The organism is Rhodococcus jostii RHA1, assembly GCF_000014565.1.
Lineage (GTDB): Bacteria > Actinomycetota > Actinomycetes > Mycobacteriales > Mycobacteriaceae > Rhodococcus_F > Rhodococcus_F jostii_A.
This window is the reverse complement of record NC_008269.1, coordinates 70,744-92,939: the sequence shown is the minus strand read 5'-3', so window position 1 is coordinate 92,939 and position 22,196 is coordinate 70,744. Positions and strand designations below refer to the sequence as shown.

Genomic DNA, 22,196 nt, shown 5'->3' with positions numbered 1-22,196 from the left:
CAGCCGGAGCGGCCGCAATTTGCGACCGAGCGAAGCCACCACGACGGTCAGCTCAACCGGGCATGTGGTCTGTAGCCACGGAGGATTCGGTCCAAGGTGGCCACGCCGTCCCCGATGTCGCGTTCCTTGATTCCGGCGTAGCCGAGCAGAAGGGCCGGTGGCAGGTCGGCTTCGACGCAGTGCGTGGAGAGGGGCCAGAGGTGGAGGCGCTGGCGGGCGGCGAGCTCGGCGATGGCCTGGTCGTCGTGCCCTTCCGGGAGCCAACCGACCAGGTGCAGTCCGCCGTCGGGGTCCTCGATCCGCAGGCGACTCCCCAGCCGGCGCGTGGCTTCGGCCACCAGCAGTTGTTGCCGTTTGCCGCAGAGGACGCGCATTCTGCGCAGGTGTCTGGTGAAGTGGCCGGCTTCCATGAAGTCGGCGAGCACCGCCTGGTCGAGCAGGTGGGCGTGCATGTCGGTGCTCAGATGCGCTGCGGCGAAGCCGTCGACCAGCTCGGTCGGGGCGATCAGGTACCCCAGCCGTAGCCCGGGGAACATGATCTTGCTGAAGGTGCCGACGTAGATCACCCGTCGGTGTTTGTCGATGGCCTGCAGCGCGACGAGCGGGCGGCCGCGGTAGCGGAATTCGCTGTCGTAGTCGTCTTCGACGATCCAGGCACCCGCTTGGGCGGCCCAGTCCAGCAGTGCGAGTCGGCGCTCGAGGGAAAGGGTGACCCCGAGGGGGAACTGGTACGAGGGGGTCAGGACGGCAAGTCGCGCGCTCGGTTCGCGTTCGATGCCGGCGGCCACGTCGATGCCTTTGCGGTCGACGGGCACGGGCACCAAACGTGCTCCGGCGGAGATCAGGGCCGCCTTCGCGCCGAGGTAGCAGGGGTCCTCGATCCAGGCCGGGTCGCCGGGATCGAGCAGGATCCGGCCGCAGAACTCCAAGGCTTGTTGCGATCCGGAGACGATGACCACTTGGTCTGCGGTGCAGCGGATTCCGCGTGCCGGGCCGATGTAGGAGGCGATGGCCTCGCGCAGTGGGCGGTATCCGCGTGGGTCGCTGTAGCGCATCAGGTCGCGGGTCGATTGCCGCAACCGCGCACCATACATCCGGGCCCAGAGGTCGGCGGGGAAGCTGTCGAGGGCGGGCAGGCCGATCTGGAATGCCGTCGCCTCGGCGGAAACGCCGGTGACCTCCGGAAGCGGCATTCTGCGGGTGTCGGCGATCGCCCGACCCCGTTGCGAGAGCCTGCCGGAGCCATCGTCGGCGCCGGAACCGGTCCAGGGAGCGTGACTGATTGTGAGCATCTGTTCGGGCAGGACGTCGGCGACGTAGGTGCCCGACCCGGGACGGCGGTCGAGGTAGCCCTCGGCGTCGAGCTGCTCGAAAGCGGCCAGGACGGTGTTGCGGGAGACGCCCACTTCGGCGGCGAGGCGGCGGCTGGCCGGCAGCGGCGATCCCGCTTTCAGTTGGCCGCTGAGGATGCCCGCCCGCAGCTGTTCGTAGAGGCGGCGGTACGCGGGCGCGGGTGAATCCGGCCCGTCTGGGGTGTTACTGGCGGGTGACAAATCGGTACCTCTCACTCCCTCGGAATTGGATCTGTTGAACCGCTCGGATCGGGTCAACTATAGGAACCACACACAGATCAGTGTGAACGCAATCACAGAGTGCAGAGCGACGTCAGTGCGAGTGCTGGAGTCGACGCCCACAGCCCCCCGAGGCGCCCCGAGGACGCACTGTATCCAGATAAGAGAGGTTTTCACCCAGTCATGGCTATCTACCTGAGCATGCAGCGCGTGCGGTTCTCCAGCCCGGGCGCGTACGAGAAGTTCAAGGTGGTCTTCGCCGACACCCGGCACCACCTGATGAAGCTGCCGGGCTTTTTGCATCTGACCTGGTGGGAGCACCCGGACGACCGCATGTGGTTCAACGAATGCAGCTTCTGGGCGAGCAAGGAAGCACTCTACGACTGGCACATGGACACCTATCACAAGCACGCCAAGGCGTGGGCGGCGAACGGCGCCATCATGGAGGACATCATCACCAACTTCGAGTTGGTGGGAACCCGGTTGTTGCGAATCTGTCCGTGCTGCAACGAACTTCAGGACAAGGTCTACGACCTCGGGCAGGAGCAGGCGGTGCTGCGTGAGCAGTGCCCGAACTGCGGATTCCACTTCCCGTACATGACCGAGCAGGAGTCGAGCTTCGGGGTTTTCAAGGACCTTGCCCTCGAGCCGGTCTCTACCAACGGCAAGGAGCCGGCCGCCGCACAGGCGAACACCTGACCACGGCAGGCGCCGCCCGCTTTCGAACGCCGGCGGCGGCGACCTCGCCTCTTCGATGTTTCCCCACCGAGCCCACCGGGCGCTACTGAAGGAGAACAGGAATGACGACACAAGAAACCACCACGGGCCGTGTCTACGGCGGCTCGGCCGACCCGGCCAAGCACGAGTGGGAGCCCTTCGAGTGGGAGGAGCCCGCTCTCGGGAGGACCGACGTGCAGGGCGAGATCGCCGTCTTCCGCCCGGACGGGACGAGCGGCAACCTGCTCGCCGGTTTCTGGCGGTATCACGCGGGAGCGCCGGGAGCTAGTTCCGACGGTTCCGGCTCGATCGTGTGGTCGTCTCCGTTGGGTGACGAGTGCGCGGTCGTCCTGGAGGGGTCCGCGACGATCACCGTCAAGGCGACGGGCAAGCAGTATGAGGTCGGTCCCGGCTCGATCATCTACGAGCCCAAGGGCCTCGAACAGATCTGGGACGTCAAGGGCCCCTACTTCAAGAAGTTCTGGGTGATCTTCGACGGCCCGAACCCCACGGGCGCCACCAGTGATGACCTGATCATCGCGAACATCAACGACAACCCGGACACGTGGACCCCGTACGACTTCACCGAACCCCTCGAAGGTGACCTGACCAAGGGTGAGCTGGTCATCCTCCGCCCGGAGGGCAGCAGCGGCACCGTGCTGTCGGGGCTGTGGCGCTCGGGCAAGGGCATCGCCGGCAGCGAACCGGACGGGACGCTGGTGACGCCGTACACCGGAACCCTCGGGGACGAGACGATCCTGCTGCTCGAGGGCGAGGTCCACGTCCGCAACGACGAGACGAACGAGGAATGGGATTTCAAGGCCGGTGACCTGATCGCGCTGCCGTCCGGCGTGCATGTCACCTGGACCTCGAAGGGCCCGTTCGTGAAGAAGTTCTGGGTCATCACCAAAGCGGACCTGCCCGCGTAACAAAGCGGGACACCAGAACACACCACTTTTTGCAGAGAGTAGGGAAATGACCTCCACCATCAACCCCACCGCGGGACTGTCTCCCACGGTGGCCGACTTCCTCAGCCGACCGATCGAGCACCTGATCGACGGCTCGAACGTGGCCTCGGCCACGGGCGAAACGTTCGCCACGGTCAATCCGTCCACCGGCGCCGCGCTGACACAGGTCACCCGGGGATCAGCGGAGGATGTCGACCGGGCCGTCGCCGCGGCACGTCAGGCTCTCGACGGCCCGTGGGGCCGGTTGACGGCTTCCGCGCGCAGCAAGATCCTCTGGCGGGTCGCCGATCTCATCGAGGACAAGCTCGAGGAGTTCGCGATCCTCGAGGCCATCGATAGCGGTAAGCCCGTCACCTACGCCCAGTTGGTCGACGTCCCGTTGGCCATCGACTGGTTCCGCTATTTCGCGGGCTGGCCCACGAAGCTCGAGGGCACCACGATCCCGGTGTCGGCGGTCGCGACTCCGGGCGACTACTTCGCCTACACCGTGCGCGAGCCGGTCGGTGTGGTCGGGGCGATCATCGCGTGGAACTTTCCGTTGCTGCTGGCCGCCTGGAAGCTGGCGCCGGCCCTGGCCGCCGGGAACACCGTCGTCCTCAAACCGGCCGAACAGACCCCGCTCAGCGCGGCCCTGCTCGGTGACGTGCTGCGGGAGGCCGGTGTTCCCGAGGGTGTGGTGAACATCGTGCACGGATACGGCGACCAGGTCGGTGCGGCACTGGCCGCCCACCCCGGGGTCGACAAGATCTCGTTCACCGGATCCACCGAGGTCGGCCGGCAGATCATCGCCGCGGCCCGCGGGAACCTGAAGAAGGTCACCCTCGAACTCGGCGGCAAGTCCCCGAACTTGATCTTCGCCGACGCGGACATCGACGCCGCGATCGCCGGGGCGGCCAATGCGATCTTCTTCAACCAGGGCGAAGCGTGTGAAGCCGGGTCGCGGCTGTTCGTGCAGTCGTCGGTGTACGACCGGGTGGTCGCTGGGATCGCCGAGGCCGCGACGCAGATCAAGGTCGGCGACAGCCTGGCCGCGGACACCCAGCTCGGGCCGTTGGTCTCGCAGCAGCAACTCGACCGGGTGCTCGGATATCTCGTCAGCGGCCGCGCCGAGGGTGCCACCGCCGTCGCCGGCGGTACCCGCAAGGGCGACACCGGCTACTTCGTCGAACCCACGGTGCTCGTCGACACCAAGCCCAACATGCGGGTGGTCAAGGAAGAGATCTTCGGGCCCGTCGTCACCGTCGCACCGTTCGACGATGTCGACGATGTGGTACGTAGCGCCAACGACACCGATTACGGCCTTGCCGCCGCGGTGTGGACCTCGGATGTGGCCAAGGCCCACAACCTGGCCGCGAAGTTCCGGGCCGGCACCGTGTGGATCAACAGCTACCACATCCTCGACCCGGCACTGCCGTTCGGCGGCTACAAGCAGTCCGGCTGGGGCCGCGAACACGGCTCATCCGCCCTCGACGGGTACACCGAAACCAAGACCGTGATCCTCAAGAAGGGATAGCAGTCCACCACAGAGGCCGGGGCGAACCACGCCGCCCCGGCCTCTGCGCGCCCTGCACGACAACGACATGCACCGATCAGACACGAGCAGCCATACCGACCATGGAGGGCGGCAGCTGAACCCTCGACCCCAGCCGCCAGGGGTGTCGATCTCTCGGGACGACGACCATATGCTCGTCAACCTCGCGGTCACCTGGCTCCCCTACGGGGGACCTCCGCCAGAGGAAATCTGGATCCGCTTCGGCCTCAACCCCGACCAGTACTGGAGCCGCCTCTGTTACCTTCTCGCGCTGGGTTCATGGCGTCGGCATCTCGGTATAGGAACGGGCGAACAGATCCGAACACTCGCCCTCGCACATCTTCACCCCACGAGCCAGAGGACCCGCCCTACGCCGACGAAGTGACAGCGCCGATCGGATACGCGCACTCTCGATCGGTGGGCGAGTGAGCGAACCTGAGTGAGCCAGGCGATCCTGACTCTGATCTCACACTGATGGAGTCCATGGCGGTCGCTCGGCACGCGACACGGGTGCGACCTCCGGTCATCCAACGAAAGGGTGAAACCACTGTGGCGGCTACTGCATTCGCAGTTCTGCGTCCCCGAGACGAGGATGCCCTGCGCGGCGAATTACGCACCATCGCCGCACGCGGGGCTGCGCCTGTCGTCTTCGCCGGCGAGGTCCAAGACGACATACTGCAGTTGAGCGAATTCATGGGAACCCGTACCACCGGGTTGAAGGGTTTGTCGATCCCGCCGCATTCGGGTCTCGGAGGACGCGCAGTCGCACAACGCGCCCCGATATCAGTGCACGACTACCGCCGCTCATCCACCATCACCCACCACTACGACCGGCCTGTTCTCACCGAAGGCCTGCGTTCAGTCCTCGCGGTTCCGGTGGTGGTCGGCGGCAAGGCGCGGGCTGTTCTCTACGCTGCGAGCCGTGAATGCGCGCCGATCGGCGACCGAACCGCCAACCTCGTCGTCGCAGCGTCCCGTCGGCTCAGCACCGAGATCTCCATCCGCGACGAGGTCGATCGGAGACTTCAGATGCTCGCCACGATCGAATCGGCCGGCGCGGACGGCGCAACCACCGAGGAACTTCGAGACATCCACGCCGACCTGCGAGCGGTGGCACAACACGTCGCCGACACGGCCGTGCGGTCACGACTGCACGAGTTGTCCGATCGGATCGCTGCACTGCGCCAGCCGAGCAATGCCACTCGCCCGGGCCGCGAGATGCAGTTGACGCCACGTGAGATCGACGTGCTAGCGCACGTCGCGTTGGGCTGTACTAACAGCGAAATCGCCCAAAGGCTTTCCGTGGGACCCCAAACCGTGAAGAGCTATCTGCGCGCTGCGATGAACAAGCTCAGCGCGTGTTCGCGTCAGGAAGCAGTTGTCACTGCACGCAAGTTCAAGCTACTGCCATGAAGCAACTGTTGTTGTCATCCGGCAGCGAACTACCCAGTGTGGGCAGAGAGTAGGAAGTGCGGGCAGGTGACCGCCTGTCGAGGCACGGGTATCGCCCGGCGGTCGGTGTCGAGGTAGAGGCGATATACGAGCTGCCCGCGTCGATGGACGCCGGTGTCCGGGTCGACGGCGCCGAGGAAGTATCCGTGCGCGTCGTCGACCGTCGAGAAGATCGCGCGCGCCCACTCGGCGGGCTCCGCGGGCGGCAGATAGCGTGGCTGGCCCGTCGCCGGGTCGACGGGGTGCACGATGACCGTGACGGCGAACCCGGCTGCCGCGGGGAACCACTCCTCGGCTGCGACCTCGAACGGTGCGATGGAGGTGTGGATCCGCAGCTCGATGTCCGTTCCGGTGCGGGCCGGCGCCGTGATGGTGTGCGGATCCGTCGAGACGCCACCGGTCGCCAAGTTTGGCAGCATCTGGTCGTGGTTGGCGCTGAGGAGTTCGGGGCGTACGGGCATGGGACGAGAGTACGGTTCCGCCGATAAGTTGCTCTTCGAACAGGGGAACGGCATATTCTCTGATTTTCGCGTACGTCACAGTATTACCCGACATCGCGATGGCCCGACTTCGGCTCCCTACTGACCGACATCGTCGGTGTGTGGCGAACGAAGGGTCTCGGTGGCGGGCTCGTCATTCATTTGACTAGGAGGCGATTTCGTCGAGCGAGGGTGACCCCTGTCCCCTCTGCCGCTGCGCGAACGGATGCGGCGTGGGTGTCGGGCCGGAAGCGGTGCGAGGGGCCGGTGACGCTGATCGCGGCGACGACGTCGTCGCCTTCGCGGACTGGTGCGGCCACGCACACGATACCGGTGGCCGATTCCTCGTACTCGTAACCGACGCCTTCGGTGGCGATCCGGTCGAGCTGAGTGCGCAGTGGGCCGGGTAGGACGACGGTGCGCGGGGTGTGGCGGGGGAGTGAACCGGACAGCACTTTCTCCCGCAATGTGTTGTCGCCGTGAGCCAACAGCACTTTTCCTATGGCGGTGCAGTGCACCGGCATACGGCCGCCGATTCTTGACGGTGCGGTCGCTTGCCGGTGTCCCCCGATTTTCGACAGGTACACCACCTCGGTGCCGTCGAGGACCCCCAGGTGCACCGTCTCGTGAGTGCGCATATAGAGGTCCTCCATGAACGGGATCGCCACCTCGAGCAGGCTCCGCTCGACCGATGCCCGCATGCCGAGTTCGAAGAGGTCGCCGCCGAGCCGGTAGTTGGTGCCGCTCCGGTCCAACAGCCGCACAGCCGCCATGTCGGACAGGATCCGGTGCAGGGTTCCTTTGGGAATGGACGTGCGTCGCGCCAACTCGGCCAGAGGGAGGGTGGCGTCGTCGATGGTGAAGGCGTGTAGCACCGCCATCACCTTGCCCAGGACTGTTGTTTGGTCGAACTCTCTATCTGACACTGCAGATGCCTCCTCCGCTCTCTTCTAGCGGCAGGGTCCACAATACTGCGTCGCGTTCGGCTCAGTGGAACGCTGTGCTTGGTGATGGATCGACCCGCGACGACAGTGGATCTCATTCGTTTCCTCTCCAACCAGTCGGGAAGTCAGATGAGTACATCGAATAGCACTAGCGCGCCGCCCGTCATCGCAGCTAATCGTGTGGCCGCCGCTGAGCGGTTGAGCACCGCCGCGCACACCCGGACGCCCTGCGCTCCGGTCCGCGATCTGATCGGTGCCGACGATGTCGCGGCCGCGTACGCCGTCCAGGAGCGGATCGTCGCCGACCGAATCGCCGCCGGAGCGAGCGTCGTCGGCCGCAAGATCGGCCTGACCTCTCCGGCGGTCCAGCAGCAGCTCGGCGTCGACCAACCGGACTTCGGTGTGCTGTTCGACGACATGCACTGCACGGAGACAACCCCGATCCCGCTGTCGCGTCTGCTGCAGCCGAAGGTGGAGGCGGAGATCGCATTCGTCCTCGGCCGCGATCTGGTGGACGGACCGCTCGACGACTCCCAGATCCGCGCCGCCGTGGACTACGCGGTGGCCGCCCTCGAGATCGTCGACAGCCGAATCGCCGGTTGGGACATCACCTTCGGAGACACCGTCGCCGACAACGGGTCGAGCGGACTGTTCGTCCTCGGCAGCGACCGGCGCACCCTCGACTCCTTCGACCCGGTCGACACGCAGATGCAGATGTTCATCGACGACACCGAAGTGTCGACCGGAACCGGCGCCGCCTGCCTCGGTGACCCGCTGCGAGCCCTGGGCTGGCTCGCGCGCACGGCACGCGAGTTCGGCCAACCACTGCTGGCCGGCCAGGTAATTCTGTCCGGGGCTCTCGGACCGATGGCCCCGATCGGCACCGTCGGCACCGTCCGCGCCGACATCACCGGTCTCGGATCGGTCACCGCAACCTTCACCCAGGAGTGAGCACCATGAGTGAGAACACCCGTAAGGTCACCGTCGCGGTGATCGGATCCGGCAACATCGGCACCGACCTGATGATCAAGGTGATCCGCCACTCCGAGGTCCTGCAGATGGGCGCGATGGTCGGTATCGACCCCGACTCCGACGGGCTCGCCCGTGCCCGCCGACTCGGCGTCCCCACCACCTCAGATGGCGTCCAAGGCCTCCTTCAGCTGCCGAACTTCGACGAGATCGACGTCATCTTCGACGCCACCTCCGCCAAGGCACACGAGGCCAACGCCGCCCTGCTCGAACCGCTCGGCAAACGGCTGATCGACCTCACCCCGGCCGCCCTCGGCCCCTTCGTGGTGCCGGCGGTCAACCTCGACGAACACCGCGACGCCGCCAACGTCAACATGGTCACCTGCGGCGGTCAGGCCACCATCCCGATCGTCGCCGCCGTCTCCCGCGTGACACCGGTCGCCTACGCCGAAATCGTCGCCTCCATCGCCTCGAAGTCCGCCGGACCAGGCACGCGCGCGAACATCGACGAGTTCACCGAAACCACCTCCCACGCAATCGAAACCGTCGGAGGTGCCCGCCGCGGCAAGGCCATCATCATCCTCAACCCGGCCGACCCGCCGCTGATCATGCGCGATACGGTCCTGTGCCTGATCTCCGCCCCCGACCCGGCCACCCACGACGCCATCCGCGATTCGATCCAGACGATGGTCGACCACGTCGCGACCTACGTGCCCGGCTACCGACTCAAGCAACAAGTCCAGATCACGCCGGTCCCGGACGGCCAACCTGTGCGCACCCTGCTCGCGTCCGGGGACGCGGCTACACCGACGCATCAGGTGTCGGTGTTCCTCGAAGTCGAAGGCGCCGCGCACTATCTGCCGGCCTACGCCGGAAACCTCGACATCATGACCTCGGCCGCAGTGCGCTACGCCGAGTCCGTCGCCGACACGATCGCCGCCCCGACGGCAGCACAGGGAGCCACCCGATGACCACCAGGCTGTTCATCCAAGACGTCACCCTCCGCGACGGCATGCACGCCGTCCGCCACCGCATCACCCCCGACGACGTCGGAAAGATCGTGGCCGCGCTCGACGCCGCCGGCGTCGACGGCATCGAGGTCGCTCACGGCGACGGACTCGCCGGCGGATCGCTGAACTACGGTCCCGGCAGCAACACCGACTGGGAATGGATCGAAGCCGCAGCCGACAACCTCACCCACGCCCGCCTGACCACACTGCTGCTGCCCGGTATCGGCACCATCGCCGAACTCGAGCACGCCTACGTGCTGGGCGTTCGCTCGATCCGGATCGCGACCCACTGCACCGAAGCCGACGTTTCGGCTCAGCACATCGGAAAAGCCCGTGAGCTCGGCATGGACGTGTCCGGGTTCCTGATGATGAGTCACATGGCTTCCCCGGCCGAGCTCGCTGCACAGGCCAAGCTCATGGAGTCCTACGGCGCGCACTGTGTCTACGTCACCGACTCCGGTGGCCGGCTGACCATGGACGGTGTCCGCGAACGGGTCCGCGCCTACCGGGACGTGCTCGACGAGGCCACCGAGATCGGTATCCACGCCCACGAGAACCTGTCGCTGTCGGTCGCCAATTCCGTTGTTGCCGTCGAAGAGGGTGTCACCCGGGTCGACGCCTCTCTGGCCGGGCACGGCGCCGGCGCCGGCAACTGCCCGATCGAACCGTTCATCGCGGTCGCGGACCTGCAGGGCTGGAAGCACAACAGCGATCTGTTCGCCCTCCAAGATGCCGCCGACGACCTCGTCCGGCCGCTACAGGATCGGCCGGTCCGCGTCGACCGGGAAACCCTCACCCTCGGTTACGCCGGGGTGTACTCGTCGTTCCTCCGGCATGCCGAGGCCGCCTCCCAGCGCTACGGCATCGACGTGCGCACCATCCTCCTCGAGGTGGGCCGGCGTGGCCTCGTCGGCGGACAGGAGGACCTCATCGTCGACATCGCACTCGATCTCCTCGCCGCGAACTCCGATAGCGTGGCAAGCTGAAAAGACTCCTGCGCCGACCGTGTCCGCTGTGTTCGGTGCTCTTGGCACCCACACCTCGGCCGGTCGGCGAACCGGTGGCCGTGACCAGGCACCGAGTGGGCGAATAGACCCGCGCCGATGCGCCCCAGGTGTCTATCGTCGCCCGACGCTCAGCTTCCGGAATGCCCTCCGCGCTGAGTGCAGTGCCAAAGACGGCCGTCGTCGCTGATGAGTCGTCCCCGCAGGATCTCACGCGGGCGAATCGGGCGAGCGGAGTTGACTGGTGCCGAGACGGGGTGCGCCGACGCTTCAGTCGTAGTGGCCGGTAGCGCTCACCCGCGGTTGACGAAGTCAGCTGGGGCAGGGTCACGGGCTCAATTGCGCGCAATCGGGTCGCTCGGCCATCGGCTAGGGAAGGAATCGGCTACGCCGATGTCGGTGACTGACTCTGCCTCGAAGTGGTCGGCTCGAACACGTCCACTGGTTCGGTACACATCTGCGCCCAGCGCATCGCGGCCCGGGCGTACGCGATTTCCCAGATTATCCGGCGGGGCGTGACCCCCCACTGGCCTCGGTGCAAGAGGCTGAGCACTGCGATCAGGGCGTGGAGGAAGAGCGTGGGCATGCGTGTCTCCTGCAGGTGACGTCGATAAGGGGTGGTGCGGGCGGACCCAGGTCAGCGTCTGCGTGTCGCCGTCGGTGGCGTGCCTGATCGGGCCAAGACAAGGGGCGGGTCGAGATCGGGCCTCGATGGCGTGCGGTTGTGCCGGTCGCGTCCGGTGCGAGCTCGACACTCGAACTCCACCGTGCTGATCCCGATGCCGGCGAGCTATCGCACACGGAAGCGATGCTTCATCGACGTGCGACTGTGCGGTCAGTACCTCGACTGTCGTTCGGTGGCAGAGAGTCCGCCCCAGATCCCGTGTGGCTCTGCCTTTTCGAATGCGTAGGTTCGGCATGCGTCGGCGACTGGGCAGCGCGCGCAGAGCTGTTTGGCTTCGCGTTCGCGCTTTGACCGCTGGTGCAGAGATTCTCCGTCTTGTGGGAAGAACAATTCGGTTCCCATCCTGCGGCATCGGGAGTGTCGCTGCCATTCGAGTTCGTGGCCGAACAGGTCGTCGTTCATGCTGGCTGGGGGCGTACCTTCTGATGCGGCGACGATGTTCGCGGCCGCCGTGCTGAACTGCGACGGCCGCGAACACCCTTCATTGTTGTCGTGTTCTGCGGCTATTCGGACAGAAAGTCCGCGATCAGGCTGTTGAACCGGGCCGAGTGCTCGATCTGGACCCAGTGACCGCAGCGTCCGAAGACGTGCAGCTGTGAGCGGTCGATGAGTTCGAGCAGCCGCAGCGAGTTGGACAACGGTATAACCTGATCGTCGCGGCCGTGCACGATGAGAGTGTCGTTCGTCAGGCCGGCGATCAGTGTCTCGTCGACGGCCATCTCGTCGACACCTTGCTGGCGCGGTGCCGGGAACATCGCACTGAATGCTTCTTGAACGCCGGGGCGGGTCGCGGCCGCGAGTCGAAGCTCGGCGAGCTCGTCGTTGACCAGCGAGCGGTCGTAGGCGAAGACATCCAACAGTTTGCGCATGGCCGGTAGGGAGGGCTCGAAACCCCAGACTGCGTCGAGACCGTCGGTGATCTCGAAGGGCACCCCGACGCTACCCATCAGCACGAGCCGGTCGACACGCTCGGGGTGCTTGGTCGCGATGTTCAGGGCGAGTGATCCGCCGAAGCTGTTGCCCACGATGGAGACTGTGTCGAGGCCGAGGGCATCGAGCAGGCCCACGAGATGCTGGGTCCAGGTGGTCGAGTTGTATTCGACGCCGTCGGGGCGTTCGGTGTATCCGAACCCGAGGATGTCCGGTGCGATGACGCGGAACTTTTCGGCGAGGTGGGGGATGGTTGTGCGCCAGTTCGCCCACGCGGTGACGCCGGGGCCCGATCCGTGGATCAGGACGACGGGGGCACCTTCTCCCACATCGTGGTAGTTGGTAGCGATACCGTTGACGTCGATGGTCTTCGCGATTTCGGGTGATTGGTCGGTTGTGGTGGTCATTGGTTTACCCTAAATCCACCGATCGACTGATGTGTCCGTGGTGAGTTTCGTTGTGCGTCAGCGAGTTGGTTACGGGCGTGGGTGATCGTCCGACCTGCGTGTCGGGTTGTTCCACTGGCTCTTTCGCGTCGATGGCGGGCAGGTGTCGCGGGTGTTAGACGATGATCGGGTGATTGCGGCCGAAGGTTCTGTCGAACAGGTTGTGCCATGGTGTTTCCCACGGCCAGTCGGTCGGTAGGTGCAGCGTCAGCCGTCGGGCGGAGGAGGCGATGCGGGCAGGGACCGAGACGAGGGTGCGGCGGAGGGTGCCGGTGGTCGCTTTCGTCAGCTTCGGGTCAGCCGTGAGGGTGCCGGCGGCACGGGTCAGGTTGAAGGCCATGACCGCGCAGACCAGCCAGGCGGCGTTCGCCGAAAACGAGTTCGACGGAAGATGGGCGAGTGCGGAGTTCTTCAGGTCCGCGTGCACCTGCTCGATGACGGCGTGTTGGCGGTGGGTCTTGTCGGCGTCGACGGTGTCGAGGTCGTCGGGGTCGGTGGTGGTGAAGAAGGCGTGGAACCGCCAGATGTCGAACAACGTGCCCTGGCCCTGGTCCTTGGGTGGTCGCAGGTCGGGGATGCGGCGCACCACCAGCCGCCCGGGGATCTGGTGGGCCTTCTTCTGCGAGGCGAACGCGGTGAACGGGATCTCGGCGACCTCCGCCCGCGAGATCCAGGTGTCGGTGGCCTCGTCGTAGAGGGCGTCGGTGTATTCGATCGGCGTCCACGCGGACTCGTCGGTGTCGATGGATGCGATCGCTCGCTTGATGGTGGAGGTCAGGCGCACGGTGACCGACACATCGGCGCCGGCACGAATCGCGGCACCGATCGTGGGATGGCCATAGAACGCCGAATCGGCTCGAAACAGAACCTTCGGCGCGCCGTTACCGCTGGTTCCTGCAGCCTGGGTGCGCAGCCGGTCTACGGTGACCAGGGCGTCGGAGACCATCCGGGCGGCGCCGCGTGCGGAGCCGCATGCTCCGCGGCGTAGGCGTTGACCGATGATCACCGGCGCGCAGGTGTCGGTGGTGACCGTGGTGAGCAGGGCGTTCAGCCCGCGTACCCCGGAGTAGCCGTATCCGGAGCCCTGTTTGCCGTGGCCGTGGACCTCGATGATCGTATCGTCGATATCGACCAGTACCCGCCCGGTGTCGATGCCGGTGACCAGCGGGGTCTTCGCGGCGAGAGCGCCCAGGAACCGCGAGGCGACGGCGTCGAGTTGGCGGACGTGCCCGAAGGTGAACTGGCGAAGGAACGATCCCAGTGTCGACGGTGCGTAGGGTCGGTCGAAGACGGTTCCCATCGCGCCGTGCCGCACAATGGCCAGGTCGGCGATGCTGTCGGCGCCGGCGACCATCCCGCCGATCAGGGACCCGATCTTGCGGCCGGCGTGGGCGCCTTTGTCGGTCGGCACGCTCAGGTGCTGATCGGCGAGGGTGAGCAGGCCGCTGGCCTGCGCCAATGCCATCACCGGGACCAGTCCCGCGGTCGATATCAGATTGGGGTCGTCGAACCTGGCCGCGACGACTGGTCGGGTGTGAGATAGTTGCACCTGCGAGATGCCCTTCTTTGTGGCTGAATCTGACCCTTGAGAAGTCTTATTCTTCCACTACGACAGGGCATTTCGCTTTTATGACACTCTCACGCGCTCATACCAATCGGTGCTTCCAGGTTTACTCCGTGACGGTGCAATCGTTGTGGACTTCCGGTCGCGGGCGTTCGGCGTGTGGTGGCCGGTGCCTTAGGTGACGACGGTGAGGAAGTTCTGGTCCAGTTCCCGATGGGTGAAGTTGATGCCGCGGGCGGCCTGATCCATGGTCCAGGTGATGGTGCGGAAGTCCTTGCCGGTGCGGTATCCGCCGGAGAAGACTTCGTTGCGGTTGCCGGCGGGATCGAAGAAGTAGATCGTCTCGCCGCGGGTGATCCCGTGGCGGGCGGGACCGAAGTCGATCGGCACGTCCTCCATGGAGAAGACGTCTCCGGCGTGGAGCAACGCCGACCAGTCCGCGATGTGATAGGCGAAGTGGTGCAGTTTGCCGTTCTCGCCTTGGACGAAGGCGATGTCGTGTGGCTGCTCGCCGCAGAACATCCACGAGCCGACGAGTTCGTTGTTGTCCGCGCCGCCGACGAGGCGTTCGGCGGCCTGGAAGTCGAGCGCCTCGGTGAAGAAGCGTTCCAGCAGTGTGGGGTCTTCGGTGGTGATGAGGGTGTGGTCCAGGCGCGGCACTCCGATGCCGCGGGTTCCGCCGCGAGGCCACGGGTCCGGGTTCCATACTCCTGTTGCGGTGCCGACGTACTCGATGTCGCTGTAGAGCTCGAGGGTGTGTTCGGACGGCAGAGTCACGCGCAGGCCGTCGCCGACGGATTGATTGTCGCCCTTGCTCATCCGTTCGCAGCTGGCGCCGAACGCACGAACCCGGGTTTCGATCTCGGCGAGCGAGTCTTCGTCGGAGACCTTGTAGCCGAGTTTGATCAGTCCGACGCCGCCTTCGTTGAGGACGACGGAGTGGTGGTCTGCTTCGTCCCAGGACTTGAGGTAGACGGTGCCGTCCTCTTCGTGGACGGCGTCCATGCCGAGGGTGTTGATGTAGTGGTTCTTGGCCTCGGCGAGGTCGGTGACGTTGATGTGGACATAGCCCAGTCGCAGCACGGACATGGTGGGTACCTTCCTGTGGTGTGATGTGTATTCGCGGCCACGGTCTACGTGGAGCGTTGTCGGGACCGGCCGAACCCTGCGAGGACATCGACGAGACGGTCCCGTTCTCCGAGTTCGATGGTCACGTCTGATTGAGGAAAGGCCCGGCAGGGGAGGCACTTTTGCTGACCGGGCTCGCGGTCGGGACCGTCCACGACCGATTCGCTCACTGGCGTGCGGTAGACGACGTGCCCGTCGACGAGTGTGGCTCGGCAGGCTCCGCAACCGCCTCGCCTGCATTTGTACCGGGACCGGTAGCCCTGCCGGCGCAGCGCATCGACGATCGATTCGTCCGTGCCGACACTGATGCGGATCCCGTTGGGAAGCACGGTGACCTGATACTCGCGCGGTGGTAGTGAATCTGAGGTGTGAGCGAGCGACGGGTCGGTCATTGTTCCTCCGCACTGCTGCATTGCTCTCCCAGCGGAGGACGAACCCCGCAATTGCTGGGTGCACCGGGGGTGCAGTGCGCCTTGACCAGTGCCTTCGCCGTGCGGGGTCAGGTCGTCGTCGGTCATGGAAGCACGTCCATCGCTAGGACTGATGTGGGGATTGGGGGGCTGGTGGCGGACTTTCTCGGACGAGACCAGCCCGTTCGCCGTCGAGAAAGCCCGCCGCCCGGCGACGCTCCGCCCTCGCCGGGAGCGTCGGTCGTTACTCGGCTGGTGCTACTTTCGGCCGAAGTACGAGACGTCGTCGTTGCCGATGAGATCCGGGACAGTCCAGCCGTCGAGGTCGTACTCGCTCATGAACTGCTCTGCCAGACCCCGCATACCCGACACCACTCCGGTGGCCTGCGCACCGAACAGCAACTCGGCCTTGACGTTTTCGTGGTTGCCGGAGTAATTGCGCTCGTACAGTTCGTGGCGCCCACCGAACTCGGATCCGATCGAATCCCACAGCGCCTTCATCACCTTCACGCGGTCCACCGCGGTGATGCCGTCCGAGCCCCGCACGTACTTGTCGAGGTACGGGCGGATCTCCGTCGACTTGAAGTCCGACGCCGAGGACGGGAGATAGATCAGGCCGGACGCGACGTCCTGCTCGATGATCTCCTTGATCCGCGGGTAGCCCTGCATCATGAACATCCGGTAGGTCAGGCCGTACTCGAGCTTGGGGATGACGGTGTCCCCGATCCACTGCTCCGGGTCGCGCGCCATCGATTCGGTCAATGACCAGAACAGGTTCCGCCAGCCGATGACCTCGCCGACGCGGGTCTGCACGCCGCGGAAGCCGCCGGCGCCGGTGCAATCGAGGGCCTTCATCAGCAGGCCGGCGATGAAGTCGAGTTTGACCGCGAGGCGGGTGCAGCCCTGCAGCATCGCGCGGGGGAGGAACCCGGACTGCGGGAAGAAGGTGTTGATCTTGTCGACGGCCCCGTACATGAAGACGTTCTCCCAGGGCACCAGGACCTTGTCGAAGACGAGGATGGCGTCGTTCTCGTCGAACCGGCTCGACAGCGGGTAGTCGAACGGTGTCCCGGTGATCGCCGCGTTCTGCGCGTAGGACGCACGGGAGATCAGCTTCACCCCGGGTGCCCCCATCGGGACCGTGCAGATCAGGGCGAATTCCTTCTTCTTGATCGGCAGCCCGTAGTGCGCGATGAAGTTGTAGTTGGTGATCGCCGACCCGGTGGCGACGACCTTCGCGCCACTGACGATCAGACCCGAGTCGGTTTCCTTCTCCACCTTCATGAACACATCCCCGACCTCGTCGGGCGGAAGCTGGCGGTCAACCGGCGGGTTGATGATCGCATGGTTCCAGTACAGGACCTTCTCCTGCGATTCGCGGTACCAGCGTTCGGCGTTGGCCTCGAACGGGGAGTACAGCTCCTTGTTCGCGTGCAGGGTGCCGAGGAAGGAGGCCTTGTAGTCGGGGCTCCGGCCCATCCAGCCGTAGGTCATCCGCGCCCAGGTGGCGATTGCGTCGCGGTCGGCGAGCACGTCTTCGGTGGTTTTGGCGGTCCGGAAGAAGGGCATCGTCACGCCGCCGTTGCCGGTGTCGGTGCCGGTGGTGAGGGTGTCGACGTGCTCGCCGGTGTGCAGGCTGTCGTACAACCGGGCGATCATGCGGACCGAGTTGCGGAACGCGGGGTGGTTGGTGTGGTCTTTGACCCGCTCGCCGTGCAACCAGATCTCTCGGTCGTCGCTGATGGACTCGATGTACTCGTCACCGGTCATCGGTTTCGTGGCGTAGATCTGGGGCTGGTTGACGGCGGCGTTCGCGGCCGGATTGACCTGCGTCGGTTCGGTTCCGGCCGCGTCGGTGGCGGTGTCGGTGACGGTCATCGGTAATCCTTTCGAAGTGCGGTTGGTGATTGTTGGGTTCAGGGGATGGACAGGGGGGCCTTGGCGTGCAGTGGAGTGAATGAGGTCGTCGCGTCGAACCATCCGCTGTGCGGATCGTCCATGCTGCCGTTCCAGGCGGCGGCGGACGGCTCTGCGCCGATGTGGTGGAACTTGCTGCGGTAGAACAACAACGGCGCACTCTCGGTGACGGTGACATCGACGATCTCGCCGATGAAAATGAGGTGATCGCCCCCGTCGTATTCGGCCCACGGCGTGCAGGACAGCGTCGCCGCTGATCCGCACAACAGGGGCGTGGTGGGGCCATCGGCCCATACCGGGCCGGGAACCTGCGGGCGACCGGCGAAGTGCATGGCCGTATCGGTCTGCTCGGCACCAAGGATGTTCACGGCGAAGGGGGCGTCGCTCAGGTATTGGCATGCCTTCGACTTGCGGGTGAGTGTCACCTGGCACAGTGCGGGCTCGAGGGAGACGGCGGTGAACGCCGTCACCGTGGCGCCGTGGGGTGTCCCGTCGGTGTTCCGGCACGTGATGACCGTGACACCACTTGCGAACTGTCCGAAAATGTCCCGTAGTTTGCGTGCGTCCATCGGTGGCCACCTTCGCTCTCGTTCGACCTGTTCGGCCTGCCTGGTGAGTACGGGTCTCACGCTATGGCGGGGGTCACAAGCCGTCGATCCTCAGCGAAAGACTGATCCGCTCGGCGCAACGAACATCGGTCGGGACATGGACGACACCGGCGGGCCATGATCCGCCCCTCGACGTCCCCTCGGGTGGCCTCCGGCCGCCGGTGGTTTAGTCGGGTGCGTGCGGTGGGGGTGACGTCGCGTCGCTGGAGGCCAGGACCGCACGAAGAAATGGTGCAGAAACCGCGGGCCAGCCGGCATCCCAGTCCTGGCTCTCGTGCAGTTCCACCAGTGTGGCGACGAGCCGGGTCAGAGCCGGCCCCTCGTCGCACAGCGGCCGGATCAGCCCCAGGCGGGAGCACTGTGCGACGAGGGGGACCAGGGCGGCAAGGGCATCGTGTTCTCCCTGCACGCGGCGGGTGGTGACGACGTGCAGCAGGCTCGCGCGGAGTGTGGCCCGTGGGCGGTGCAACGCGGTGGCCCTGGCCAGCAGCTGCTCGGCCCGCCTGTGCGCGAGCGCGGCGTCGCCGGGGTCTCCGCTTGCCAGGAGCCGGCGAATGGCGGAGTCTTCGTTGAGCTCCGCGGTCACCTCGATGACACCGTTGACACCGTTGACGGGATGCGATGTCGGCGCCGCGGTATCGGGGAGGGCACTGGCCATCGTCATCGCCTGCGGATACTGGCCTGGGGCGATCCGCCACCGGGTGCGTTCGTTCTCGATCCGTGCCGCCAGCCGCGGCAGCGACAGCGCCGTGGCGATCTGGGTCCCCTCGTCCAAGCGATGCGCTGCCGCCGCGAGATCGCCGCGAAGGGCCTTGATCCGGGAGCCGGTGCCGAATGTGACAAGCATGAAATCGACGACCCCGCCCTCGGATCCGAGTTCGGAGCATTCGTCGAGAAGGCGTTCGGCGTCGTCGAGCAGGCCTTGCTCGTAGAGCGATTCGCCGAGCATCGTCCCGGCGAGCCGGGTTGTGTAGGAACGGTGCCCGCCCGACCGCCTGGCGAGATCGTAGGCCTTGCGGTAATAGTCTTCGGCCTCCTGCACATTCAGCAGCTCGCTCTCGGCGAGCCCGGACAAGCAGTATCCGTAGATCACGCTGAAGGGGCCGGACGTGCGCGCATGGAAGGGGGCGGCCCACTCTTGCCAGCGTTTGGCGGCCTCGAAGTCGAAGCGGTGAATGGCCTCGTAGGAGGCGACGTTGGCCGAGCCTGCCAACGCGAAGGGGCGGAGAGTCTTCTCTCGTGCCAGGCAGTCCGAGATCAACTCGGTCAGATCATCGATGCGGTCCCGGAACAGGTCCGCAGCTGCCTGGACAAGCGATGCTTCGGCACGCAGGGCCGCGGTGGCATTTCCCGACTCGGGTAGAGCTGCCAGCCCGACCCGAACGGAGTCGAGGGCGCTGTCGACGATGGTAGGTCGATGGTGGAGCAGGATGTGCGCCCAGGCCGCGGCGATCTGCAGATGCGGGCGGCGCTCGATCTGAGCCGGGAGCAGTTTCCCGATCAACCCGAGAACCGTCGCCATCTGGGAACGTTCGATCAGGGCGAATCCGCGAGAGTCGACGAGTTCGGCCGCCTGATCCGGATCCGCCGCAGCGAGTGACTGGTCGACGGCCTCACTGAGGAGTTCGTGCGCGGCGAACCAGCGTGAGGCGGTGCGATGAAGGTCAGCGATTCTGCTCGGCTGGTCGCGCTGGAGACGGCGACGGAGGAAGTCCGCGAAGAGGTGGTGGTACCGGAACCACTCGCGGTCGTCGTCGAGGGCGCGCAGGAACAGATCGCGTTCCTCGATCTGCTCGAGCAGGCCCTGACCGCCGGCGACGCCGGCCAGGGTTTCGGCGAGGTCAGCGCACAGGCGTTCGGTGACCGACGTGGCCAGCATGAAGTCGAGGATCTCGGGCTCGAGCGCGCTCAGGACGTTCTCGGCGAGATAGCCCGCGATCCCGCGGTGGCGGCCGGAGAGATGGGCGATGAACTCCGCCGGATCGTCACGTCCGCGCAAAGACAGGGTGGCCAGTTGCAGGGCGGCGACCCAGCCCTCGGTGGAGTCCCGCAGAGCGCTGATCGCGTCCCGATCGAGGGCCAGCCCGCCGACGTCGACCAGGAATTGCCGCGATTCCTCCTCGTCGAAGCGGAGCGCGGTGGAGTCGATCTCGACCAGCTCGTCTCGCACCCGCATCCGGCCGAGTGGCAGGCCCGACTGGCTGCGGCTGGTGACCATCACTTGGAGGTGATGGCACCCGTTGTCGAGCAGAAAGCTCATCGCGGCGATCGTGGCGGGATCGGTGACCAGGTGCCAGTCGTCGATGACGACGGTCAGGGGGTCTCTGCTGGTGTGGATCTCGTTGATCAGTGCGGTCAAGACGAACCGGTCGGATTCGTCGCCGTGATCGTCGAGGATCTGACCGAGTTCGGCCGCGAGGTCGGGGCGGACGACACGAATCGACTCGATGAGGTGGGACAGGAACCACACGACATTGTTGTCGTCGGCGTCGATGCTCAGCCAGGCCACCGCGACACCGTCGTCGGCCAGGGTGCGCCGCCACTGCGCTGCCAGGGTGCTCTTGCCGAAACCCGCGGGGGCGTGAATCAAGATCAGCCGGCGGCGGGCGGCATCGTGCAGGCGCTCGGCGAGCCGGCCGCGCTCCACGAGGGCCCGGGACGGAGTCGGTGGCCGATACTTCGTGGAGGCGCTGGGCGGCTGCCGCGGCGGCTCATCCACTTCAGCGCGCTGACCGAGTTCGGTGGGGGCGTAGTCGACCGTTCCCGTGTCGTGTCGTGGCGAAGGATCCGGGGCCGCCGGGTGCGAGTCCTGCGGCAGCGCCATCTCGTCCGCGGTCAAGCCGTGACTGGCTTCGATCGTGCGTAGCTGATGTCCGAACTCGGCCGCGGTTCCCGGTCGCCGGCCGGGATCGCGGGCCATCGCGGATTCGACCGCGGCACGGACATCGGCGGGGATACCGGCGGCGGGCAACCGCGGAGCCGACTCCGCGGCGATCCGCAAGAATTGGGCGACGATTTGCTCACCGGAGCGGCGTTCGAAGGCAGCGTGCCCGGTGAGCAGACAGAACAACGTAGCTCCGAGCCCGTAGACGTCGGAGGCCAGGGTAGGAGGATCGCCGGACAGCACCTCCGGTGCCGTGAAGGCCGGCGACCCGGTGATGGTGCCGGTGTCGGTTTCGAATCCGCCTGCGATCCGCGCGATCCCGAAGTCCGACAGCTGCGGTTCGCCGTAACTGGTCAGGAGAACGTTGCCCGGTTTGATATCACGATGAAGGATCCCCGCACGATGCGCGGTTTCGAGGGCGCCGGCGAGCTTCACCCCGATTCGCACAGCGGCGCTCCACTCGAGCGGGCCACGGCTCCGAAGCACCGCATCCAGGGAGCCGCGCGCGTGGTACTGCATGACGAGGAACTGCCGACCACTCGCGGTAGCCCCGATGCGCAACACATTGACGATGTTCGGATGGCCCGAGAGCTGCCCCATGGCACGTTGCTCGCGGAGGAACCGGGCGTAACCGTCCTCATCGAAGGTCGAGTTCAGCACCTTGACAGCCACTGTCCGGTCCAAGGACGGCTCTCGGCACCGGAAGACCACACCGAAACCTCCGTGCCCGATCTCGCTGACCTCCGCGAAACCATCGGCTTCGAGTTCAGCCTTGAGCACAGGAACAAGTCCGCGACCAGGCCCGGGGCCGTCCTCGTTCGTCATGGATACCACGCCCTCATCGGGCGAGGAACCTCGTGCATCCGGTCCATCCTGCGCCGCCACGATCCTTGCCCAGCCCGCTCATCACCTGCCGCTGTGCTGCGGCGACGGACACCCGAGCCGGTGGTGTCTCGACTCTCCCTCCGATGAGCCTACG

General features: G+C 66.0%; 18 protein-coding genes. 7 read left to right on the top strand and 11 right to left on the bottom strand.

The genetic code is table 11. The features are described from left to right. Nucleotides 1-47: 47 nt before the first annotated feature. Nucleotides 48-1,553 (bottom strand): MocR-like pyridoxine biosynthesis transcription factor PdxR, encoded by a 1,506-nt coding sequence (gene pdxR, locus RHA1_RS36035; RefSeq protein ID WP_011599035.1) that lies wholly within the window; start codon nt 1,551-1,553, stop codon nt 48-50. 201 nt (nt 1,554-1,754) lie between these two features. Between pdxR and RHA1_RS36030 the strand changes: the two genes are divergently transcribed. The 4 genes from RHA1_RS36030 to RHA1_RS36015 all read left to right on the top strand — a co-directional run bounded on the left by RHA1_RS36030 (nt 1,755) and on the right by RHA1_RS36015 (nt 6,200). Continuing rightward, nucleotides 1,755-2,270: an antibiotic biosynthesis monooxygenase family protein gene (locus tag RHA1_RS36030; protein WP_050787554.1), complete on the top strand. Its 516-nt coding sequence runs from the start codon at nt 1,755-1,757 to the stop codon at nt 2,268-2,270. Nucleotides 2,271-2,371: 101 nt separating this feature from the next. Beyond that, nucleotides 2,372-3,217 (top strand): cupin domain-containing protein, encoded by an 846-nt coding sequence (locus RHA1_RS36025; protein ID WP_011599033.1) that lies wholly within the window; start codon nt 2,372-2,374, stop codon nt 3,215-3,217. A 46-nt stretch (nt 3,218-3,263) separates the two neighbouring features. After that, the gene (locus RHA1_RS36020) at nt 3,264-4,769 is read left to right on the top strand and encodes an aldehyde dehydrogenase family protein (RefSeq protein ID WP_011599032.1); all 1,506 of its coding nucleotides are present in this window, start codon (nt 3,264-3,266) and stop codon (nt 4,767-4,769) included. Between the two features lie 567 nt (nt 4,770-5,336). Then, nucleotides 5,337-6,200 (top strand): helix-turn-helix transcriptional regulator, encoded by an 864-nt coding sequence (locus tag RHA1_RS36015; RefSeq protein ID WP_011599030.1) that lies wholly within the window; start codon nt 5,337-5,339, stop codon nt 6,198-6,200. 29 nt (nt 6,201-6,229) lie between these two features. On the opposite strand, the gene RHA1_RS36010 is transcribed toward RHA1_RS36015, so the two are convergent. After that, nucleotides 6,230-6,700: a hypothetical protein gene (locus RHA1_RS36010; protein ID WP_050787553.1), complete on the bottom strand. Its 471-nt coding sequence runs from the start codon at nt 6,698-6,700 to the stop codon at nt 6,230-6,232. A gap of 176 nt (nt 6,701-6,876) precedes the next feature. Further along, nucleotides 6,877-7,644: an IclR family transcriptional regulator gene (locus RHA1_RS36005; protein WP_011599028.1), complete on the bottom strand. Its 768-nt coding sequence runs from the start codon at nt 7,642-7,644 to the stop codon at nt 6,877-6,879. A gap of 147 nt (nt 7,645-7,791) precedes the next feature. Between RHA1_RS36005 and RHA1_RS36000 the strand changes: the two genes are divergently transcribed. The 3 genes from RHA1_RS36000 to dmpG are packed head-to-tail and all read left to right on the top strand — an operon-like array spanning nt 7,792 to nt 10,627. Next, a complete protein-coding gene (locus tag RHA1_RS36000; RefSeq protein ID WP_011599027.1) occupies nt 7,792-8,613 on the top strand; it encodes a 2-keto-4-pentenoate hydratase in 822 nt (273 codons plus the stop codon). Nucleotides 8,614-8,618: 5 nt separating this feature from the next. Next, a complete protein-coding gene (locus RHA1_RS35995; protein ID WP_011599026.1) occupies nt 8,619-9,602 on the top strand; it encodes an acetaldehyde dehydrogenase (acetylating) in 984 nt (327 codons plus the stop codon). After that, nucleotides 9,599-10,627 (top strand): 4-hydroxy-2-oxovalerate aldolase, encoded by a 1,029-nt coding sequence (gene dmpG / locus RHA1_RS35990; protein WP_011599025.1) that lies wholly within the window; start codon nt 9,599-9,601, stop codon nt 10,625-10,627. The genes RHA1_RS35995 and dmpG overlap by 4 nt, the downstream gene beginning before the upstream one ends. 853 nt (nt 10,628-11,480) lie before the next feature. On the opposite strand, the gene RHA1_RS46835 is transcribed toward dmpG, so the two are convergent. From RHA1_RS46835 to RHA1_RS35950, 8 genes are all read right to left on the bottom strand, one after another. Next, nucleotides 11,481-11,732 (bottom strand): WhiB family transcriptional regulator, encoded by a 252-nt coding sequence (locus tag RHA1_RS46835; protein ID WP_011599024.1) that lies wholly within the window; start codon nt 11,730-11,732, stop codon nt 11,481-11,483. Between the two features lie 101 nt (nt 11,733-11,833). Beyond that, nucleotides 11,834-12,667, bottom strand: coding sequence for an alpha/beta fold hydrolase (locus RHA1_RS35980; RefSeq protein WP_011599023.1), 834 nt, complete (start codon nt 12,665-12,667; stop codon nt 11,834-11,836). Nucleotides 12,668-12,821: 154 nt separating this feature from the next. Further along, the gene (locus RHA1_RS35975; protein WP_011599022.1) at nt 12,822-14,255 is read right to left on the bottom strand and encodes an IS1380-like element ISRjo1 family transposase; all 1,434 of its coding nucleotides are present in this window, start codon (nt 14,253-14,255) and stop codon (nt 12,822-12,824) included. 189 nt (nt 14,256-14,444) lie between these two features. Beyond that, nucleotides 14,445-15,359 carry a catechol 2,3-dioxygenase gene (locus RHA1_RS35970; RefSeq protein WP_011599021.1) on the bottom strand — a complete coding sequence of 305 codons (915 nt, stop codon included), beginning with the start codon at nt 15,357-15,359 and terminating at the stop codon, nt 14,445-14,447. Nucleotides 15,360-15,403: 44 nt separating this feature from the next. Further along, entirely contained in the window at nt 15,404-15,790 is a 387-nt protein-coding gene (locus tag RHA1_RS35965) for a 2Fe-2S iron-sulfur cluster-binding protein (RefSeq protein ID WP_237727041.1), read from the bottom strand. A 276-nt stretch (nt 15,791-16,066) separates the two neighbouring features. Further along, nucleotides 16,067-17,686 (bottom strand): 4-hydroxyphenylacetate 3-hydroxylase family protein, encoded by a 1,620-nt coding sequence (locus tag RHA1_RS35960; protein ID WP_011599019.1) that lies wholly within the window; start codon nt 17,684-17,686, stop codon nt 16,067-16,069. A gap of 38 nt (nt 17,687-17,724) precedes the next feature. Next, nucleotides 17,725-18,294 carry a flavin reductase family protein gene (locus RHA1_RS35955; RefSeq protein ID WP_011599018.1) on the bottom strand — a complete coding sequence of 190 codons (570 nt, stop codon included), beginning with the start codon at nt 18,292-18,294 and terminating at the stop codon, nt 17,725-17,727. Between the two features lie 205 nt (nt 18,295-18,499). Continuing rightward, a complete protein-coding gene (locus RHA1_RS35950) occupies nt 18,500-22,042 on the bottom strand; it encodes a serine/threonine-protein kinase (protein ID WP_011599017.1) in 3,543 nt (1,180 codons plus the stop codon). Between the last annotated feature and the right edge of the window lie 154 nt (nt 22,043-22,196).

What these genes read in the sequence shown, in the direction of transcription:
- RHA1_RS36030 (WP_050787554.1), top strand. Translation starts at nt 1,755, where the DNA reads ATGGCTATCTACCTGAGCATGCAGCGCGTGCGGTTCTCCAGCCCGGGC.
- RHA1_RS36025 (WP_011599033.1), top strand. Translation starts at nt 2,372, where the DNA reads ATGACGACACAAGAAACCACCACGGGCCGTGTCTACGGCGGCTCGGCC.
- RHA1_RS36020 (WP_011599032.1), top strand. Translation starts at nt 3,264, where the DNA reads ATGACCTCCACCATCAACCCCACCGCGGGACTGTCTCCCACGGTGGCC.
- RHA1_RS36010 (WP_050787553.1), bottom strand. Translation starts at nt 6,700, where the DNA reads ATGCCCGTACGCCCCGAACTCCTCAGCGCCAACCACGACCAGATGCTG.
- RHA1_RS36000 (WP_011599027.1), top strand. Translation starts at nt 7,792, where the DNA reads ATGAGTACATCGAATAGCACTAGCGCGCCGCCCGTCATCGCAGCTAAT.
- RHA1_RS35995 (WP_011599026.1), top strand. Translation starts at nt 8,619, where the DNA reads ATGAGTGAGAACACCCGTAAGGTCACCGTCGCGGTGATCGGATCCGGC.
- dmpG (WP_011599025.1), top strand. Translation starts at nt 9,599, where the DNA reads ATGACCACCAGGCTGTTCATCCAAGACGTCACCCTCCGCGACGGCATG.
- RHA1_RS46835 (WP_011599024.1), bottom strand. Translation starts at nt 11,732, where the DNA reads ATGAACGACGACCTGTTCGGCCACGAACTCGAATGGCAGCGACACTCC.
- RHA1_RS35980 (WP_011599023.1), bottom strand. Translation starts at nt 12,667, where the DNA reads ATGACCACCACAACCGACCAATCACCCGAAATCGCGAAGACCATCGAC.
- RHA1_RS35970 (WP_011599021.1), bottom strand. Translation starts at nt 15,359, where the DNA reads ATGTCCGTGCTGCGACTGGGCTATGTCCACATCAACGTCACCGACCTC.
- RHA1_RS35965 (WP_237727041.1), bottom strand. Translation starts at nt 15,790, where the DNA reads ATGACCGACCCGTCGCTCGCTCACACCTCAGATTCACTACCACCGCGC.
- RHA1_RS35960 (WP_011599019.1), bottom strand. Translation starts at nt 17,686, where the DNA reads ATGACCGTCACCGACACCGCCACCGACGCGGCCGGAACCGAACCGACG.
- RHA1_RS35955 (WP_011599018.1), bottom strand. Translation starts at nt 18,294, where the DNA reads ATGGACGCACGCAAACTACGGGACATTTTCGGACAGTTCGCAAGTGGT.
- RHA1_RS35950 (WP_011599017.1), bottom strand. Translation starts at nt 22,042, where the DNA reads ATGACGAACGAGGACGGCCCCGGGCCTGGTCGCGGACTTGTTCCTGTG.